The organism is Saccharopolyspora sp. CA-218241, from assembly GCF_050954615.1.
GTDB lineage: Bacteria > Actinomycetota > Actinomycetes > Mycobacteriales > Pseudonocardiaceae > Saccharopolyspora > Saccharopolyspora cebuensis.
This window is the reverse complement of sequence record NZ_CP191860.1, coordinates 4,422,985-4,441,670: the sequence shown is the minus strand read 5'-3', so window position 1 is coordinate 4,441,670 and position 18,686 is coordinate 4,422,985. Positions and strand designations below refer to the sequence as shown.

Sequence of the window (18,686 nt, the reverse complement as noted above, 5' to 3'; positions counted from 1 at the left end):
CTTTCGCCAATGATCTGCGTGGCAGTGCGGGTGGCGGAACCTCAGCGGTCTTCTCGCTGCGCCGATCGCCTTCTGCTGTACCCACTTCGTACCCGGCGTCGGCGCTGTCCTCGCGAGAAGACCGCTGAGAACCCGCGGCGGTGCAAGCTGACGGCCTCACCGCATGCGGCTGCGCCGCATTCGGAAAGAACCCCTAACTCGGGCAAGGGTGCCCCTCACTCACGTATCGAACGGGTGATGGGCAGCCGTGGGCCGGTGCCGGTGCGGGGCCCGGCCGCGCCTCCGGGCCCCGCGGCTCACGTCCTCGCGGGGACCGCCGGGTCGCTCCACCCGAGGTAGCCCGCGAAGTGGTCGAGACCGGCCGCGTGCCCGATCGCCCCGCCGATCGAGGTCGAGTGGAAGCCGCCCGCGCCGTCGGCGACGCCCACGTGGCCCCACTCCCCGGAGTTCCAGAACACGAAGGCGCCCGGCGGCGGGTTCCGGTCGCCCGGATGCGCGGCGCCGGTGTCCAGCGCCGCCTGCCAGTGCGCGTTCGCCGACGGCCAGACCTCGCTGGTGCCGTAGGCGCGCTCCACCGCCGTTTCGCAGTAGCCCTCGTAGGACGCGTCGCCCGCGTGCTGCCGGAACCACGCCACGGCACCGTGCGCGGTGCCGTCCGCCATCCGGGACGCCGCGACGTCCGGCGGCGCCGCCGGAACGGCCTGCGCCGCGGTGGGCGAGAGCGCCAGCGCCGCGCCGAGCGCACCCGCGGCGAGCACCCGACCGGTTCGACGAAGATCCACGAATCCTCCTCGGGGAGCGAAAATCCTTAACCGGGGAACCTATTCGACGCGTCGCGGGTCGCGCCATCGCTCGTTGCGCCGCATCCGGGCGGGCATCCGGGTGGTTCCTCGGTTCCGGCCCGTCGCCGGGTCCGGCGCGGACCGGGCACGGTGCGGTGCCGTTCACGCGGACGGGTGGGAGGGCGGCGCGGTCGCCCACACGCGCGGCGCGCGCTGCGGCGGCGGCCGATCCGTGCTGTGGTCGGCCGGGGGCCGACCGCGCCGGCGAGCACGGCGGATCACCACCGGGAGCGCCGGGCGACCGGGTCTCGGCGGCCCCCGCTCTACGCCGAACGGAGCAAGCGATGGCCGAAGCCAGCGGGCAGCCGACCATGAGGAATGCTCCTCATGAGCGACCGGTAGCCTCACGCGACGTGCCTTCCGCGGTAGCGACAGCCCCGCCCCGCCCGCTCGGGGTGGAGCCGGTGGAGATCGATCAGCTCGCCGAGACGATCGGCGCGCAACTCGTCCGCGTCCCAGGTCATGGCGCTGCCGCGCGGGTGACCGGGGCGACCCTGCGCGCCCAGCACGTGCGCCCCGGCGACCTGTTCGCCGCGCTGCCGGGAACCCGCGTTCACGGCGCCGACTTCGCCGCCCAAGCGCTCGACGCCGGCGCGGTGGCGGTGCTCACCGATCAGGCGGGCGTGCACCGGGCCGGGTTGAGCGAGCATCCCGCGGTGCTCGGCGGTGACGTGGCGCTGCTGGTGCACGACGACCCGCGCGGCGTCCTCGGCGGCGCGGCGGCCCGGATCTACGGCAACCCCTCGCAGCGGCTCAACGTCCTCGGGATCACCGGCACCTCGGGCAAGACCACCACGACCTACCTGCTGGAGGCCGGGCTGCGGGCCGCCGGATTCACCACCGGGCTGGTCGGCACCGTGGAGACCCGCATCGCCGGGGAGCGGCTGGACAGCGCCTTCACCACGCCGGAGGCCCCGGACCTGCAGGCGCTGCTCGCCGTGATGGTCGAGCAGGGCGTCACCTACGTGCCGATGGAGGTCTCCAGCCACGCGCTGGCCCTGCACCGGGTCGCGGGCACCCGCTTCGCCGTCGGCGGCTTCACCAACCTGTCCCAGGACCACCTGGACTTCCACCGCGACCTCGAGGACTACTTCCAGGCCAAGGCGCTGCTGTTCGACGGCCGTTCCCGGCGCGAGGTGGTCTGCACCGACACCGAGTGGGGGCACCGCCTGGTCACCGACGACACGATCACGGTCGCGACCGCGGGCGAGGGTTCCTGGACCGCCACCGGGGTGCGGGCCCACCCGACCGGCGAGCAGACGTTCACCGCGCACGGTCCGGACGGCCTCGCGCTGCCGATCCGGTTGCGGCTGCCCGGCTGGTTCAATATCGCCAACGCGCTGCTGGCGATCGGCATGCTGCACGCCGCCGGGGTGCCGACCTGGGCCATCGAGCGCGGGCTCGCCGAGGTCGACGTGCCCGGCCGGATGGAGCGCGTGGCCCTTGGGCAGGACTTCACCGCCGTGGTCGACTACTCGCACAAACCCGGCGCGGTCTCGGCGGTGCTCGACGCCGCGCGCGCCCAGGCCGAGGGCGACGTCCTCGTGGTGCTGGGCTGCGGCGGCGACCGCGACGTCGCCAAGCGACCGCTGATGGGCGAGGCCGCCGCCCGGCGCGCGGAGCTGCTCGTCGTCACCGACGACAACCCGCGCAGCGAGGACCCGGCCGAGATCCGGCGGGCCATGATCGGGGGTGCCCGTGACGTGCCCGCGGACGAACGTGGTGAAGTGATCGAGATCGGGGACCGGCGCGAGGCCATCGCGGAGGCGGTGCGGCGCGCCGGACCCGGTGACATCGTCGTCGTCGCGGGCAAGGGCCACGAGACGGGACAGGAAGTGGCGGGCGTGGTGCACCCCTTCTCCGACCGGGAGGAGTTGGCCGCCGCGCTGCGCAGGCGACTCGACGAGGGGTCGCAACGGCAAACCGAAGGGCGTCGGGGGCAGGGCGACGAGGAGGCAAGGTGATCCGGCTCAGCCTCGCCGACATCGCGGAAGCGGTGGGCGGCAGGCTTCATCGTGCGGACGGTTCGGAACTGGTGACCGGCAGCGTGGAGTTCGACTCCCGCGAGGTCGGCACCGGCGGGCTGTTCGTGGCAGTACCGGGTGAACGCGTCGACGGGCACGACTTCGCGGCGCGGGCGGTGGCCGACGGCGCGGTCGGCGTGCTCGCCGCGCGCGAGGTCGACGCCCCGGCGGTGATCGTGCCGCCGGTGGCGGGTGCGGACGGGTCCGGCGCGATGGCGCTGGCCGGGGACGCGGACGGTTCGGGCGCGGCGGTGCTCGCGGCGCTGGGCGCGCTGGCCCGGGCGGTGGTTGACCGGCTGCCCGACCTGACCGTGGTCGGGGTGACCGGCTCGTCCGGCAAGACCTCGACCAAGGACCTGATCGCGCAGCTCCTGGAACCGCTGGGGCCCGTGGTGGCCCCGCCGGGCTCGTTCAACAACGAGCTCGGGCACCCCTGGACCGCGTTGCGCGCCGACGAGCGGACCCGGCACCTGGTGCTGGAGAAGTCCGCGCGCGGCATGGGGCACATCGCGCACCTCTGCGAGATCGCCCCGCCGCGCATCGGCGCCGTGCTCAACGTCGGGCACGCGCACGTCGGCGAGTTCGGCACCCAGGAGGACATCGCGCGGGCCAAGGGCGAACTGGTGGAGGCGCTGCCCGCCGACGGCGTCGCGGTGCTCAACGCCGACGACCCGCTGGTGGCGGCGATGGCCGAGCGCACCGCCGCCCGGGTGGTGCTGGTCGGGGAGAGCCCGAACGCGCAGGTCCGGGCCGTCGACGTCGAGGTCGACGAGCTGGCCCGGCCCACCTTCACGCTGGTGACCGAGCAGGGCTCGGCCCGGGTGGCGCTGCCGCTGTTCGGCGAGCACCAGGTGGCCAACGCGCTGACCGCCGCCGCCATCGCCCTGGAGCTCGGTGCCACCGTGGAGCAGGTCGCCGAGCAGCTCGGCGGGGTGCGGCGGGTCTCGGCCCGGCGGATGGAGGTCGGCGAGACCGCCGACGGCGTCACCGTCGTCAACGACGCCTACAACGCCAACCCGGAGTCGGTGCGGGCGGCGCTCAAGACGCTGGCCGCGATGACCCGGGGTCGGCCCGGACGCGGCTGGGCGGTGCTGGGCGCGATGGCCGAGCTCGGGGAGTCCGAGGCCGAGGCCCACGACGAGATCGGACGGCTCGTCGTGCGGCTCAACATCGACAAGCTGGTCGTCGTCGGCGAGCAGGCCGGGGTGATGCACCAGGCCGCGTCGCTGGAAGGATCCTGGGGAGAGGAGTCGGTTCTGGTGCCGGACGTCGATGCGGCCGTCGCGCTGCTGCGCGCCGAGCTGCGTTCCGGTGACGTGGTGCTGACCAAGGCGTCGAACTCGGTCGGGCTGTGGCGGGTCGCCGACGCCCTGCTGGACGGCGACCGGAACGGAGGGGTGGCGTGAGGCCCATCCTGGTCGCCGCCGCGGTGGCGCTGGTCGTCTCGATCCTGTTCACCCCGTACCTGATCCGCGTCTTCTCCAAGCAGGGCTTCGGCCAGGAGATCCGCGAGGAGGTCCAGGGCCAGCACGCCGCCAAGCGCGGCACCCCGACGATGGGCGGCGTGGCGATCCTGGTCGCCATGTGGGCCGGCTACCTGGTCACCCACCTGACGGTGGCCGGGGAGCTGCCGAGCGTGTCCGGCCTGCTGGTGCTGGGGCTGACCACGGCGCTGGGCATCGTCGGGTTCATCGACGACTTCATCAAGATCCGCAAGCAGCGCAACCTCGGGCTGAACAAGACCGCGAAGCTGGTCGGCCAGCTCGTCGCCGCGGTGCTGTTCGCGATCCTGGCGCTGCAGTTCGCCAACCAGCACGACATCACGCCCGCGTCGGTGCACCTGTCGTTCGTCCGGGACATCGCGGTGGTGTCCTTCGGCGCTGTCGGGTTCGTCATCTTCGCCTACGTCGCGATCAGCGGCTGGTCGAACGCGGTCAACTTCACCGACGGCATGGACGGCCTCGCGGGCGGCACCGCCGCGATGGTGCTGGCCACTTACGTGGTCATCTCGTTCTGGCAGCTCCGCAACTCCTGCACCGCGGCGGTGGGGCCGATGCCCGGCTGCTACACCGTCCGCGACCCGCAGGACATCGCGGTCGTCGCGGCGGCGGCGATGGGCGCCTGCGTCGGGTTCCTGTGGTGGAACGCCGCCCCGGCGAAGATCTTCATGGGCGACACCGGGTCGCTGGCCATCGGCGGTCTGCTGGCCGGGCTCTCGATGGTCACCCGCACCGAGCTGCTGATGATCATCGTCGGCGGGTTGTTCGTCGTCGAGGCGCTGTCGGTGGTGCTGCAGATCGCGGTGTTCCGCACGACCCGGCGGCGGCTGTTCCGGATGGCCCCGTTCCACCACCACTTCGAGCTCGCCGGGTGGGCGGAGACCACGGTGATCATCCGGTTCTGGGTGCTGGCCGCGATCACCTGCATGTTCGGCCTCGGCCTGTTCTACGCGGACTGGCTGTCCGAGGTCGGCGAGTACATCTAGCGGTGGCGGGCGCCCGGTCCCGGGCGCCCGCCCCGGACCACGACGCGGCGGGGAGGCTTCTGCGGTGGGGTTCGAAGGACGTGACGTGCTGGTGGCCGGTGCCGGGGTGTCCGGCCGGTCGGCGGCCGAGGCGCTGCTGGCGGCGGGTGCCGAGGTGACCGTCACCGACTCCTCCGCCGACCGCCTCGCCGCGCTGGCGTCGTTGCAGGTCCAGGGCGCCCGGCTGGTCCCCGGCCTGACCGCCCCGCCCGCGGGCGCCGAACTGGTCGTCACCAGCCCCGGCTGGCGGCCCGACGCCCCGCTGCTCGCCGCCGCGGTGGCGGCCGGGGTCGAGGTGATCGGCGAGGTGGAGCTGGCCTGGCGGCTGGACCGGGAGAAGGCGGAGCCCGCCACCTGGCTGGCGGTGACCGGCACCAACGGCAAGACCACCACGGTCGGGATGCTGGAGTCGGTGCTGCGCCAGGCCGGGGTCGACGTCGTCGCCTGCGGCAACGTCGGGCTCCCGGTGGTGGACGCGGTGCGGGCCGGGCACCGGGTGCTCGCGGTGGAGCTGTCCAGCTTCCAGCTCCACTGGTCGGACTCGCTCGCCCCGCTGGCCTCCGTCGTGCTCAACCTGGCCGAGGACCACCTGGACTGGCACGGGTCGCTGACCGCCTACGGCGCCGCGAAGGCCCGGGTGTACCGGGGCAACGCGGTCGCGGTGGCCAACGCCGACGACGACTGGTCGACCCGGCTGGCCGAGGACGCGGCCGGTGCGGCGCGCCGGGTCTCCTACACCCTCGCCGAGCCGGGCCCCGGCCAGCTCGGCCCGTCCGGCACGCACCTGGTGGACCGGGCGTTCGACCCGGCCGCGGCGGTGCCGCTGGCCGAGCTCGCCGACGTCCACCCGGCCGGACCGCACAACGTCGCCAACGCGCTGGCCGCCGCCGCGCTGGCCCGCGCCTACGGCGTTCCGCCGGAGGCGGTGGCCGCCGGGCTGCGCGCCTTCGAGCCCGGCGCGCACCGCTCGGTCCCGGTCGGCGAGGGCGGCGGGGTGACCTACGTGGACGATTCCAAGGCGACCAACCCGCACGCCGCCGCCGCCGCGCTGCGCGCGCACCCGCGGGTGGTCTGGATCGCGGGCGGCTTGCTCAAGGGCGCCGAGGTGGACGAGCTGGTCGCCGCTCACGCCGACCGGCTGGACGCGGTGGTGCTGATCGGTCAGGACCGCGACCGGTTCGCCGCCGCGGTGGCCCGACACGCCCCGGATGTGCCGGTGCGGGAGGTCCTTTCGGGGGACGATGCGGGCATGTTGCACGCCGTCCGGCTGGCGAGCGGGTTCGCGCGACCCGGCTCGGTGGTCCTGCTCGCGCCCGCCGCCGCCTCGATGGACATGTTCACCGACTACGCCCACCGCGGCCGGGCGTTCGCCGACGCGGCGCGGACCGTGCTGGCCGAAGCGGCGGCGACGGTCCACGGCGGGTGACGCGGCCGTGCCCACCGCCACCGCACCCGCCCGCGCGCCGCGCCCGCGCGACAAGCGGCCCGGACCGCGCCGCGCCGCCCGGACGGTGCTGTCCCCGCTGACCGCGTGGCTGACCCGCCCGCTGGCCTCGTTCCACCTGCTGCTCGCGGTGTTCGGGCTGCTCACCGTCTTCGGGCTGGTGATGGTGCTGTCGGCGTCCAGCGTGGACTCGTTCACCTCGGCCGGGTCGTCCTACAGCGTGTTCGGCAAGCAGGTGCTGTACTGCCTGGCCGGGTTGGTCTTCTTCTACGCCGCGCTGCGCGCGCCGGTGAAGCTGCTGCGGCGGATCAGCTTGCCCGTGATGGTGGCCTGCCTGGTGCTGCTGGTGCTGGTGCTGACCCCGCTGGGCACCGAGATCAACGGCGCGCAGAGCTGGTTCTACGTCGGGGTGTCGTTCCAGCCGGTCGAATTCGCCAAGATCGCGCTCGCGGTGTGGGGCGCGCACGTGCTGGTCACCAAGCGGGCGCTGCTGACCCAGTACCGGCACCTGCTGGTCCCGGTGGTGCCGGCGGCGCTGCTGATGTTCGCGCTGGTGGTGCTGCAACCCGACCTCGGTTCCACGGTCACCCTGTTCATCGTGCTGGCCGCGCTGCTGTGGTTCGCCGGGGCGCCGCTGCGGATGTTCGGCGTGATGCTGCTCGGCGGGGTCACCGCCGTGGTGGCCCTGGCGATGGTCGCCGAGTACCGGCTGGCGCGGCTGACCAGCTTCCTGGACCCGACCGGCGATCCCAGCGGCAGCGGGTACCAGGCGATGCAGGCCCGGTTCGCGCTGGCCGACGGTGGGCTGTTCGGCCGCGGTCTCGGACAGGGCTGGTCGAAGTGGCAGTACCTGCCCAACGTGCACAACGACTTCATCTTCGCGGTGATCGGCGAGGAGCTCGGCTTCGTCGGCTGCCTGATGGTGCTGGTGCTGTACGGCACCACCGCCTACGCCGGGATGCGGATCGCCACCCGCAACACCGACCCGTTCATCCGGCTGCTGTCGGCGACGCTGACCACCTGGCTGGTGGGGCAGGCCGTGATCAACATCGGCTACGTGGTGGGTCTGCTGCCGACCACCGGGCTGCCGCTGCCGCTGATCTCCTCCGGCGGGTCGTCGGTGGTCACCACGATGCTGGTGTTCGGGCTGCTGGCCAACTTCGCCCGGCACGAACCGGAGGCGATCGCCGCGCTACGGTCTTTGGGACCGGGCCGGGTCGGCAGGCTGCTGCGGCTGCCCACCCCGGCGCCGTACCGGCCGCCGGGCAGGCGGCGGCCGAGGCAATCCACCCCGCCGAGCCGCCCCGGGGCCAAGAGCTCCGGCACCGCGGGCGCCCGCCGGGGTTCGACGACGCGAGCGCGCGGAACGCGCAACGGCCCGGGATCCCGGGCGCAGACACGAGGAGGACACCGTTGAGCGGGGACGAGACGGTCCGGATCGACCGGGGCGCCGGAGGGCCGATCCCGGCTTCGCAGGCCCCGCAGTGGCCGGCCCACGATCCGCAGGACGCCGTGCCGGGCCGGACGCTGTCGGTGGTGGTCGCCGGCGGCGGCACCGCCGGGCACGTGGAACCGGCGCTGGCGCTGGCCGACGCGGTGCGGCGGCTGCGGCCGGACGTGCGGGTGACCGCGCTGGGCACCGAGCGGGGCTTGGAGAACCGGCTGGTGCCCGCGCGCGGCTACCCGCTGGAGCTGGTCCCGCCGGTGCCGATGCCGCGCAAGCCCAGCCCGGAACTGCTGAAGCTGCCGCTGAAGGTCCGCGAGTCGGTCAAGCGGACCCGGGACGTGCTGGACCGGGTCGGTGCCGACGTGGTGGTCGGCTTCGGCGGCTACGTGTCGCTGCCCGCCTACCTCGCCGCGCGCGGCCGGGTGCCGATCGTGGTGCACGAGGCCAACGCGCGCGCCGGGCTGGCCAACAAGGTCGGCGCGAAGTTCGCCGAGCGGGTGCTGGCGGCGACCCCGGACAGCGGGTTGCCGGACGCCCGGGTGATCGGCATCCCGCTGCGGGAGTCGATCACCCGGCTGGACCGGCACGCGCTGCGCGCCCAGGCGCGGGCGCACTTCGGGCTGCACCCGCACGCCCCGACGGTCCTGGTGACCGGCGGTTCCCAGGGCGCGCGCACCCTCAACACCGCGTTCTCCGGTGCGGCGCAGGCGCTGGGCAGCGCCGGGATCGGCGTGCTGCACGCGCACGGCCCGAAGAACACCGTGGCGTTGCAGCAGGTCCCGGGTTCGCCGGTGTACAACGCGGTGCCGTACCTGGAGCGGATGGACCTGGCCTACGCCGCGGCGGACCTGGTCGTGTGCCGGTCCGGGGCGATGACCGTCGCCGAGGTCTCGGCGGTCGGCCTGCCCGCGGTGTTCGTCCCGCTGCCGCACGGCAACGGCGAGCAGGCGCTCAACGCGCAGCCGGTGGTCGCCGCGGGCGGCGCCCGGCTGGTCCCGGACGAGGAGATGACCGTGCAGCGGGTGATCGACGAGGTGCTGCCGCTGGCCCGCGACGCCCAGCGGTTGCAGGAGATGAGCCGCGCGACGCAGGGCAGCGGCCACCGGGAGGCCGACGAGGTGCTGGCGCGGACCGTGCTGGAGGTGGTCGGGCGATGACGCCGCGGACCGAGGACGTGCTGGCCCGGGCGCACCTGGTCGGCATCGGCGGCGCCGGGATGAGCGGCATCGCCCGCATCCTGCTGGCCCGCGGACACGAGGTGTCCGGTTCGGACGCGCGGGATTCGCGCACCGTGCTGGGGCTGCGCGCGCAGGGCGCCCGGATCGGGCTCGGCCACGAGGCCGCCAACCTCGACCTGTTCGACACCGACCCGACGGCGGTGGTGGTCTCCACCGCGATCCGCCCGGACAACCCGGAGCTGGTCGAGGCGGGGCGGCGCGGGATCACCGTGCTGCGCCGGGCCGAGGCGCTGGCCGCGCTGATGGCCGGGGACCGGGTGGCCTGCGTGGCGGGCACCCACGGCAAGACCTCCACCACCTCGATGCTCACCGTGGCGCTCCAGCACTGCCGGAAGGACCCGTCCTTCGCCATCGGCGGCGACCTCAACGAATCGGGCGCCAACGCGCACCACGGCGACGGCGGCATCTTCGTCGCCGAGGCGGACGAGAGCGACGGCTCGTTCCTGTGCTACGAGCCCTCGGTCGCGGTGGTGACCAACGTCGAGCCCGACCACCTGGACCACCACGGCAGCGCCGAGGCCTACATCGCGGTCTTCGACGAGTTCCTGGAGCGGCTCACCGCGGACGGCGTGCTCATCGCCAACGCCGACGACCCGGGCGCGGCGCGGTTGGCGGACCGCGCCGCGGCGGCGGGGCGGCGGGTGCGGCGCTACGGCCGCTCGGTCACCGGCGAGGGCGACGCGCGGCTGGTCGGCTACCGGCCGCAGCGCGGCGCCGGGGTCGTCACCGTCGAGCTGGTCGGCGCCGAGGCGGGCGCGGACCGGATCGACGTGCAGGTCTCGGTGCCCGGCGAGCACATGGCGGGCAACGCGGTGGCCGCGCTGCTGGCCGGGCTGGAGCTGGGTGCCCCGCTGGCGGACCTGCTCGACGGCCTGGCCGCCTTCGGCGGGGTGCGCCGCCGCTTCGAGTTCAAGGGCAGCGCCCGCGGCGTCACCGTCTACGACGACTACGCGCACCACCCGACCGAGGTGGACGCGCAGTTGCGCGCCGCCCGCCCGGTGGTCGGCGACGGACGGCTGGTGGTGGTGTTCCAGCCGCACCTGTACTCCCGCACGGCCGCGTTCGCCCCCGAGTTCGCGACCGCGCTCGGCCTGGCCGACGAGGTCGTGGTGCTCGACGTCTACGGCGCCCGCGAGGAGCCGCAGCCGGGCGTGACCGGTGAGCTGATCGCCGACGCGGTGCCGCTGCCGCCGGAGAAGGTGCACTACGAACCCTCGTTCACCGCGGCGGCGCCCCGGGTGGCGGCGCTGGCGCGCCCCGGCGACCTGGTGCTGACGATGGGCGCCGGGGACGTCACGATGCTGGGCGAGGAGATCATCTCCGAGGTCGAGCGCGTCGTCGCGGAGGCCTGATGGCGGGCACGGCGACGCGGCGCGGTGGCGGGGCCCGACCGGGTGCCCGCCGTACCGGACGGCGCCCGGTGCGCGGCGGTCGTCCCGCGGCGCGGCGGCGCTGGCCGGTGCTGCTGGGGCTGGCGGTGATCACCGTCCTCGTCGTGCTGCTCCACTCCACCCCGCTGCTCGGCGTGCGCTCGATCCGGGTGGTCGGCGAGACGGAACTGACCCGGCAGCAGGTCGTGGACGCCGCGGGCGTGCCGCCGGGCACGCCGATGCTCCAGGTCGACACCGAGCAGGTGCGGGCCCGGCTGGAGCAGCGGCCCACCGTCGCCTCGGCCGAGGTGTCGCTGTCCTGGCCGAGCACCGTCGAGGTCGCCGTCACCGACCGGGTCGCGGTGGCCTACGTGGTGGCGCGCGAGGCGATCCGGCTCGTCGGTCCGGGCGGGATGCCGTTCGAGGCGGTGCCGGCGGCCCCGCCGGGCCTGCCCGAGCTGCGGGTCGCGCGGGTCGCCCAGGACGATCCGACCACGACCGCCGCGCTGTCCGTGCTGCTGGCCCTGCCCCCGCAGGTGCGCGCCGAGGTCACCGCCGTGGTCGCCGAGCGCCCCGGCGACGTGCACCTGCGGCTCACCGGGGACCGCGAGGTGCACTGGGGGGCGGCCGAGGCCAACGAGCACAAGGCGGCGATCCTGCCGCCGCTGCTGACCCGCGAGGGCCGGGTCTACGACGTCACCGCCCCCACGCTGCCCACCGTCGCCTCCTGATCGTCTTCGCGGTGGCGGCAGCGCTGACAGGACGTTGTGGGACGCTTGCCTGACCACGACTCCTGGGAGCAGCGGATGAGCATGCAGCTCGACTCTTTGCCCAGCGCGACGACCCTCGACATCGAGACCCTGGTCCACCGGGCGTGGCAGGGCCGCATCCGGGTGCCGCGCTTCCAACGGGACTTCCGCTGGCACCACGAGGACGTGCGCAGGCTCTTCGACAGCATCGTGCGGGGCTACCCGATCGGCAGTCTCCTGCTGTGGGTCCGCCAGGCCGAGGCGAAGGCGGTGCGGCTCGGCGTCCTCGACATCGAAGCGCCCGAGTCAACGGAGGCGCTGTGGGTCGTCGACGGTCAGCAGCGGATCACCAGCCTGGCCAACGCGCTGCACCCGGAGGGGGCGAAGGACCCGCGCTTCGCGCTCGCCTACGACCTCGTCGAGAAGAGATTCGTCCGTCCGGCGAAGAACGCGGGCCCGACCGTGGTGCCGCTGCACGTCCTGTTCGACCTCCAAAAGCTCATCTTCTGGTTCAACGAGCACCAAGAGATCAAGGATTTCCTGGACCAGGCGAGCCGGATCACCCGGTCGCTGCGGCAGTACGCGGTTCCGGTGTACCAGGTCCAGCGCGCGGATCCGGTGGTGTTGCAGGACATCTTCGACCGGATGAACAACTACGGCAAGCGGCTCACCCGGGCCGAGGTGTTCAACGCCCTCCACCGCGAAGAAGGCGAAGGTGAGGGCGAACAGAACGGGATCGACATCATCGCCGCTCGCATCGCCACCGAGCACTCCTTCGGCACGATCGACGGCAACACGGTGCTCCAATCGGTGCTGGCACCTCGCGGTGCCGACGTCAAACGCGCCATCCAGGAGGAGTTCAGGACCGGTGCCGATCGCAGGGAAGCCTACGACGTCGCGGAGCGGGCACTGCGCAAAGCCGTCGAATTCCTCCAGCGCGACGCCGGGGTGCCGCACTTCACGATGCTCGCGTACCACTACCTGCTCCCTCCGCTGGTGCGCCTGTTCGCCCTCCACCCCGAGATCGGCGGTCGGAACCGGTTGCTGCTGCGCCGGTGGTACTGGCGAGCGGCCGTCGCAGGTCCTCAGCAGTTCAAGGCGGGGACCGGGGATGCCGCGCGATTGCTGTGCGCTCGGGTCGATCAAGACCTCACGGGTTCGATCCAGCAGTTGCTGGAGACCGTTCAGCAGCAGGAACCGGTGTTCCCCGGGCTCAGCGGTTTCGCCACGAACCAGGCGGCCACGAAGATCGTGCTGTGCTCGTGGTGGGCGCTTGAACCGAGGGACCCGGAGACCGGACTGCCGTACGAGGCGGCCGACCTCGCGACACCGCTCGTCGATCAGCGGACCGCGCGGTCGGCGGTCCGCTACCTCGCACCCAACCGCGCGGTGCCCAAGTCGTTGCGCGCGTGGGCGGCGAACCGGGTCCTCATGCCGGTGGTCTCCGTCGATTCCCAGGAGGCCGGACAGCTCTTGGTGGACGTGGAGCCGGACGTCGAGGACCCCGCCGGGCTCAGGCGTTCGCACCTGGTGGACGACGCGGTGATCGAGCTGCTCCGGAGCGGCGCCCACGGTGGCGCGGTCGAGGCCCGGCAGGTTCTCATCGAGCAGCACCTGCGCGACTTCCTAGCCCGGATGGGCGAGTGGAACTCCGAGAACACGCCACCGCTCGCGGACCTGATCCTCGACGACGAGGACGACGATGGCACCGAATGAGACGCGGCACGGCGTCTGGCTCGGGGAACGCCGGGTCGGCACGCTGAATCAGCGCGGCGATCACACGTGGTTCGGCTTCACCGAGGAGTACCGCGAGGATCCGCAGCGACCGGTTCTGGGACTGGTCTTCGAGGAGGACCCCGACCGGCGCCACAGCAGTTCACTTCGCGTTCCGCCGTGGTTTTCCAACCTGCTGCCGGAGGGACCGCAGCGTAGGTGGATCGCTGCGGGGCGTGGCGTTTCGGTCGACCGGGAGATGGAATTGCTCGCGCAGGTCGGCCACGATTTGCCTGGGGCGGTCCGCGTGCTCGCCGAGGACGCCGTTCCGGAACAGTGGGATCCGTCCGCGGACGTTCCCGACCCGTATCGCGGAGTCGCCGAGCAGGAGCGTTGGCGGTTCTCGCTCGCCGGGGTCGGGTTGAAGTTCTCGATGGTCTCCGAGGGCGACCGCTTGACCCTGCCCGCCCACGGCGAGGGCGGCGACTGGATCGTCAAGCTCCCGGACCGCGTGTACCCGGACGTGCCGCGCAACGAGTTCGCGATGATGTCCTTGGCACGCGCGGTGGGCATCGACGTGCCGGAGATCCGTCTCGTGCACCGGTCGAAGCTCGACCGCTTGCCGGAGAAGGTGTGGCCGAACGAGGAATGGGCGTACGCGGTCGAGCGGTTCGACCGGGCCGACGGCGGTCGGCGCATCCACATTGAGGATCTCGCGCAGGTCCGGGACTTCTACCCGGACGGGAAGTACCGGGGCAACTACGAAACTGCGGCATCCCTGCTGTACCGGCGGCATGACCTCGGCTCGCTGCTGGAGTTCGTCCGGCGGCTGGTTTTCTCGATCATGATCTCGAACGGTGATGCGCACCTGAAGAACTGGTCATTGATCTACCGGGACGGTCGGTCGCCGAGCATCTCGCCAGCGTACGACCTGGTGTGCACCGCACCGTACCGCGACGACGGCCCCGAGGACCTGGCTTTGCGGCTCGGCGGCGGAGAACGTGCCTTCGACCGCATCGGCCTCCGTGCGTTCGCCCGGCTCGCGGAGCGGCTGCGCGTCGCCCCGGAGGGCGTGACCGAGGTTGTCGTGGAAACCGTCGATGCCGTCGTCGCGGAGTGGCCACGCCATGCTGGGCTCCTCGACGCGAGCCCGCGGTTGCAAGAGGTCCTCGACGCAAGCGTGTCGGCGAGGGCGAAGACCTTGCTGTCGGCCGACTGATACGAGGATCTCTCCGCGACGATCGGCTTCTACCGCCCGCACGCTGCCCACCGTCGCCTCCTGATCGTCGCCCGGATCCACGCCGAGAACCCGGATTCCGGGTCGTTGCGGCCGCGGCTGGACCGGATGCGCCACGAGGTCGGGACCACCGGCACGTACTGGCACACCCCGGAGGAGCTGGCGTTCGGCGCCCGTGGCGTGGCGCAACAGCGCGCGGTGCGTCGGCCGGTTGTACTGGCGCAGCCTGAAGGTGCGGGACCTGCGCGACGTGCGCAGCGTCGCCGGGGTCGCCGCGCACTGCGTGCAGCACCTGCGGCTGGCGGGCAACGGCGGCAAGGTCCGGCCGGTGATCAGCGTGTTCCCGCCGGAGACCCCGCAGCGCCCGGCGCCGCGGATCTGGAACGAGCAGCTCATCCGCTACGCCGGGTACGAAGCGCCGGACGGCTCGGTGCGCGGCGATCCCCGGTACCGCCGGTTCACCTCCGCGGTGCTGGGCTTCGGCTGGCGGCCCCCGGCCCGGCGCACCCCGTTCGACGTGCTGCCGCTGGTGGTGGAGACCGCCGAGGAGGGGTCGCACATGTTCGCGCTGCCCCCGAGCGCGGTGCTCACCGTGCCGATGTCGCACCCGGAGCTGCCCTGGTTCCGGGAACTCGGCCTGCGCTGGCACGCGGCCTCTGTGATCAGCCACATGCGGATCAGCATCGGCGGCGTCTCCTACCCGGCGGCGCCGCCGCCCGTGCTCGAACGTTATCGCTCAGCGGCCTTTTCGCGAGGACGCCCTGATGCCGTGTATGGGCGATCCATCAAGAAGGGCGCCCGGAGCGAGAAGACCGCTGAGGTTCCGCCACCCGCACCGCCACGCAGATCATTCTGAAAGCGGTCCTAACCGGGACAAGGGTGCCCCTCACCTCGTTCTCGAACGGGTCGCGCGACCTCGGGTCCGTGCCCGCAATGGAGCATTGACGATCGACCCGGTGGTCAGCAATCGTTTTCCGCGGGGTGATCCGATGATGGGTCCTGGTGGTGCCGGCTTCGGCAGGCGCGCGCTGCTGCGCGGTGCGGGCGCGGGTGCGGCGCTGGCGCTGACCGGGTGCGCGCCCCGGCGCGACCCCGGCGAGATCACCTTCTGGAACTTCTACGGCCCCGGCGGGCCGCAGGAGTCGCAGAGCGACTGGTTCGTCCGGCTGGCCGAGGAGTGGAACGCCACGCACGAGGTGCAGGTCCGGCTGCGCTACGTGCCGAGCAAGGACTACAAGTCCGGCCCCGCCCTGCAGACCGCGTTCAGCGCGGGCACCGGACCGGACGTCTTCCTGCTCAGCCCCGGCGACTTCCTGCGCTACTACAACGGCGGCGCGCTGGCGGACCTCACGCCGCACCTGGATCCGTCGGTGCGGGCGGACTTCCTCCCGCAGGTGCTGGAGACCCGCCTGGTCGACGACCGGGTGTACGGGCTGCCGATGGAGATCGAGCCGCTGGCGCTGTTCTACGACGAGGACGCCCTCGAAGGCGCCGGGCTCGCCGAAGGCGACCTGCCGCGCACCTGGGACGGCCTGCTCGGCGTCGCCGACGCGCTCACCTCCCCGGACCGCTTCGGCCTGATGCTGGAGACCAATCCCGGCTACTACCAGAACTTCACCTGGTACCAGTTCCTGTGGATGGCGGGCGGCGAGGTCTTCAGCGACGACCAGCGCCGCTCCGCCTTCGCCGGGCCGGCCGCGCACGCCGCGCTGCGGTACTGGCAGCAGGCCGTCGAAGCCGGGGTCGCGCCCCGGCGGGTGCGGGGCAGCGGCGGCAACGACTCGATCTCCAACCTCGCCTCGGGGTTCTGCGCGATGCAGCAGCTCGGCATCTGGGGCATCGCGGAGATCGCCGAGCAGGCGCCGGACCTGCGCTACGGGGTGATCCCGATGCCCGCGCCCGCGGACGGCGAGTACACCACGGTGCTGGGGAGCTGGGCGATGGTCGCCAACGCCCAAGGCGTCAACCCGCGGGCCGCGGCGGAATTCGTGGTGTGGGCGCTGGGTTCGGCCGACCCGGCCTGCGTCGAGCGGATGCGGCGGTGGAACACCGAGGCCAAGTCCGGCCTGCCGCCGCGCCGGTCGGTGCAGCGCGTCGCCGAGCGGCGCGGGGCGTTCGACAGCGGGCCGATGCGGGCGTTCGCCTCGGAGGTGATGACGCGGTCGCGGGCCGAACCCCGGTTCCCGCCCGAGGTCTACCGGGCGATCTCCGACGCGTTGCAGTCCTGCCAGCTCGACGGGGGTGATCCGGTGGCGGCCGCGGCGGGCGCGGCCGACCAGATCGACACCTTCCTGAGCACCTACGACGGGGCGCGGATCCAATGAGGGCGCGGCGATCGGACACCCGCGCGGCGTGGCTGTTCCTGGCCCCGGACGGGGTGGGGCTGCTGCTGTTCGTCGCGATCCCGACCGTCCTGGCGCTGCTGGTCGGGTTCTTCCACCTGGACGCGTTCGGCAACCTGTCCTGGGCCGGGCTGGACAACTTCCGGCTGATGGCCGGGGACGGCCTGCTGTGGCGCAGCTTCGGCATCACCCTGCTGTACGCGGCGATGTTCGTGCCGCTGTGCTTCGCGGTGTCGCTCGGGCTGGCGCTGCTGGTGCGCGACCACTTCCCGGGCGTCGGGGCGGTGCGGGCGGCCCTGTTCCTGCCGCACTCGGTGAGCCTGGTGGTGATCGGCCTGGTCTGGCAGTTCCTGCTCACCGACAAGACCGGCGCGGTGAACCGGCTGTTCGGGCTGTCGGAGGTGTCCTGGCTCGGCGACCCGGACCTGGCGCTGTTCACGCTGGTGCTGATCAGCGTCTGGTTCCTGATGGGCTACCAGATGCTCATCTTCCTGGGCGGGCTCCAGGACATCCCGCGCGAGTTCTACGACGCCGCGACGGTGGACGGCGGCGGGCCGTGGCAGCGGTTCCGGCACGTCACCTGGCCGATGCTGCGCCCCACCAGCTTCTTCGTGCTGGTGACCTCGACGATCAACGGGGTCGCCGGGCTCCAGGTGTTCGACCTGGTCTTCGTGGTCACCTCCGGCGGTCCGGCCAACGCCACCTCGACGGTCGTGTACTACGCCTACCAGCAGGCGTTCCTGTTCGGCCGGTTCGGCTACGCCGCGGCGATCTGCGCCCTGCTGGTCGCCGCGCTGGCCGCGTTCACCGCCGCGCTGTTCGCGCTGACCCGGGGAGGCCGGTTCGATGGCTAGGGGACCGCGCGCCGACGCCGGGAGCGCAGCGGGTACCGCCGGAGGCGGTTCCGCGGCGAGGAGGCCGCCGAGGCCGGGAACGGTCGCCAGGGCCGCGCGGGTGCTGGCGGCCTACCTGGTCGCGCTGCTGACCGTGGCACCGCTGCTGTGGTTGCTGCTCAGCGCGTTCCGCCCGGCGGGCGAGCTGTTCGAGCTCGGCCTGCCCGACGAGCTCACGCTGGCCAACTTCGCCTACGTGCTCACCGAGGTCCCGTTCCTGCGCTACCTGGCCAACAGCGCGATCGTGTCGGTGACCGTCACCGCGATCGCGCTGCTGCTGCACTCGATGGCCGCCTACGCGCTGGCCCGGATCGCCTTCCGGGGCCGGGGGATCGCCTTCGCCGCGGTGGTGGCGACGCTGCTCATCTCGCTGCCGGTGATCCTGGTCCCGCTGTTCCTGGTGGTGCGGGCGCTGGGCATGGTGGACAGCTACGCCGGGCTGATCGTGCCCGGGGTGTTCAACGCCTTCGGCATCTTCCTGCTGCGCCAGTTCTACCTCGGCGTGCCGCGCGAGCTGGAGGAGGCCGCGCACCTCGACGGGTGCGGGCACTGGCGGATCTACTGGCACGTCGTGCTCCCGCTGAGCCGGCCGATGCTGGCGGCGCTGGCGGTGCTGTTCTTCCTGGCCAACTGGAACTCGTTCCTGTGGCCGCTGACCGTGGCGCAGGACGAGTCGCTGCGCGTGGTGCAGGTCGGGATCGCCTCGTTGCAGGGCCAGTACGCCTCGAAGCAGCACTACGTGCTCGCCGCCGCGGTGCTGGCCGCGCTGCCCACGGTGCTGGTGTTCCTGTTCGGCCAGCGGCGGTTGGTGGAGTCGCTCAAGACCAGCGGGATGCGGTGAGCAGTTCCCGCCAGCTCCGGGA

Annotated in this window: 15 protein-coding genes; 14 read left to right on the top strand and 1 reads right to left on the bottom strand. The window is 73.0% G+C overall.

The window, feature by feature from the left end:
- Positions 1-296: 296 nt before the first annotated feature.
- On the bottom strand, positions 297-782 hold the full coding sequence (locus tag ACQP0T_RS21115; RefSeq protein WP_433869634.1) for a CHAP domain-containing protein: 486 nt from the start codon (positions 780-782) through the stop codon (positions 297-299).
- 464 nt (positions 783-1,246) lie between these two features.
- On the opposite strand from ACQP0T_RS21115, the gene ACQP0T_RS21110 reads away from it, so the two are divergent.
- From ACQP0T_RS21110 to ACQP0T_RS21045, 14 genes are all read left to right on the top strand, one after another.
- Complete coding sequence (locus ACQP0T_RS21110) at positions 1,247-2,806, top strand: UDP-N-acetylmuramoyl-L-alanyl-D-glutamate--2,6-diaminopimelate ligase (RefSeq protein ID WP_433869633.1); 1,560 nt, start codon at positions 1,247-1,249, stop codon at positions 2,804-2,806.
- Positions 2,803-4,272 carry a UDP-N-acetylmuramoyl-tripeptide--D-alanyl-D-alanine ligase gene (locus ACQP0T_RS21105; protein WP_433869632.1) on the top strand — a complete coding sequence of 490 codons (1,470 nt, stop codon included), beginning with the start codon at positions 2,803-2,805 and terminating at the stop codon, positions 4,270-4,272. The genes ACQP0T_RS21110 and ACQP0T_RS21105 overlap by 4 nt, the downstream gene beginning before the upstream one ends.
- On the top strand, positions 4,269-5,351 hold the full coding sequence (gene mraY, locus ACQP0T_RS21100) for a phospho-N-acetylmuramoyl-pentapeptide-transferase (protein ID WP_345355188.1): 1,083 nt from the start codon (positions 4,269-4,271) through the stop codon (positions 5,349-5,351). Before ACQP0T_RS21105 ends, mraY begins: the two co-directional genes overlap by 4 nt.
- A 64-nt stretch (positions 5,352-5,415) precedes the next feature.
- On the top strand, positions 5,416-6,816 hold the full coding sequence (murD, locus tag ACQP0T_RS21095) for a UDP-N-acetylmuramoyl-L-alanine--D-glutamate ligase (RefSeq protein WP_433869631.1): 1,401 nt from the start codon (positions 5,416-5,418) through the stop codon (positions 6,814-6,816).
- A 7-nt stretch (positions 6,817-6,823) separates the two neighbouring features.
- Positions 6,824-8,251, top strand: a complete 1,428-nt coding sequence (ftsW, locus tag ACQP0T_RS21090) for a putative lipid II flippase FtsW (protein WP_433869630.1) — start codon at positions 6,824-6,826, stop codon at positions 8,249-8,251.
- Between the two features lie 116 nt (positions 8,252-8,367).
- Positions 8,368-9,438, top strand: coding sequence for an undecaprenyldiphospho-muramoylpentapeptide beta-N-acetylglucosaminyltransferase (gene murG, locus ACQP0T_RS21085; RefSeq protein ID WP_433873797.1), 1,071 nt, complete (start codon positions 8,368-8,370; stop codon positions 9,436-9,438).
- A complete protein-coding gene (murC, locus tag ACQP0T_RS21080) occupies positions 9,435-10,871 on the top strand; it encodes a UDP-N-acetylmuramate--L-alanine ligase (RefSeq protein WP_433869629.1) in 1,437 nt (478 codons plus the stop codon). The genes murG and murC overlap by 4 nt, the downstream gene beginning before the upstream one ends.
- Entirely contained in the window at positions 10,871-11,620 is a 750-nt protein-coding gene (locus ACQP0T_RS21075; RefSeq protein ID WP_433869628.1) for a cell division protein FtsQ/DivIB, read from the top strand. Before murC ends, ACQP0T_RS21075 begins: the two co-directional genes overlap by 1 nt.
- A 45-nt stretch (positions 11,621-11,665) precedes the next feature.
- On the top strand, positions 11,666-13,354 hold the full coding sequence (locus ACQP0T_RS21070) for a DUF262 domain-containing protein (protein WP_433869627.1): 1,689 nt from the start codon (positions 11,666-11,668) through the stop codon (positions 13,352-13,354).
- Positions 13,341-14,570, top strand: a complete 1,230-nt coding sequence (locus ACQP0T_RS21065) for a type II toxin-antitoxin system HipA family toxin (protein WP_433869626.1) — start codon at positions 13,341-13,343, stop codon at positions 14,568-14,570. The genes ACQP0T_RS21070 and ACQP0T_RS21065 overlap by 14 nt, the downstream gene beginning before the upstream one ends.
- Positions 14,571-14,763: 193 nt before the next feature.
- Positions 14,764-15,444 (top strand): nitric oxide synthase oxygenase, encoded by a 681-nt coding sequence (locus ACQP0T_RS21060; RefSeq protein WP_433869625.1) that lies wholly within the window; start codon positions 14,764-14,766, stop codon positions 15,442-15,444.
- A 133-nt stretch (positions 15,445-15,577) separates the two neighbouring features.
- Positions 15,578-16,912, top strand: coding sequence for an ABC transporter substrate-binding protein (locus ACQP0T_RS21055; RefSeq protein WP_433869624.1), 1,335 nt, complete (start codon positions 15,578-15,580; stop codon positions 16,910-16,912).
- Positions 16,909-17,784 carry a carbohydrate ABC transporter permease gene (locus tag ACQP0T_RS21050; protein ID WP_433869623.1) on the top strand — a complete coding sequence of 292 codons (876 nt, stop codon included), beginning with the start codon at positions 16,909-16,911 and terminating at the stop codon, positions 17,782-17,784. Before ACQP0T_RS21055 ends, ACQP0T_RS21050 begins: the two co-directional genes overlap by 4 nt.
- Positions 17,777-18,664, top strand: coding sequence for a carbohydrate ABC transporter permease (locus tag ACQP0T_RS21045; RefSeq protein WP_433869622.1), 888 nt, complete (start codon positions 17,777-17,779; stop codon positions 18,662-18,664). Before ACQP0T_RS21050 ends, ACQP0T_RS21045 begins: the two co-directional genes overlap by 8 nt.
- The last annotated feature ends 22 nt before the right edge of the window (positions 18,665-18,686 follow it).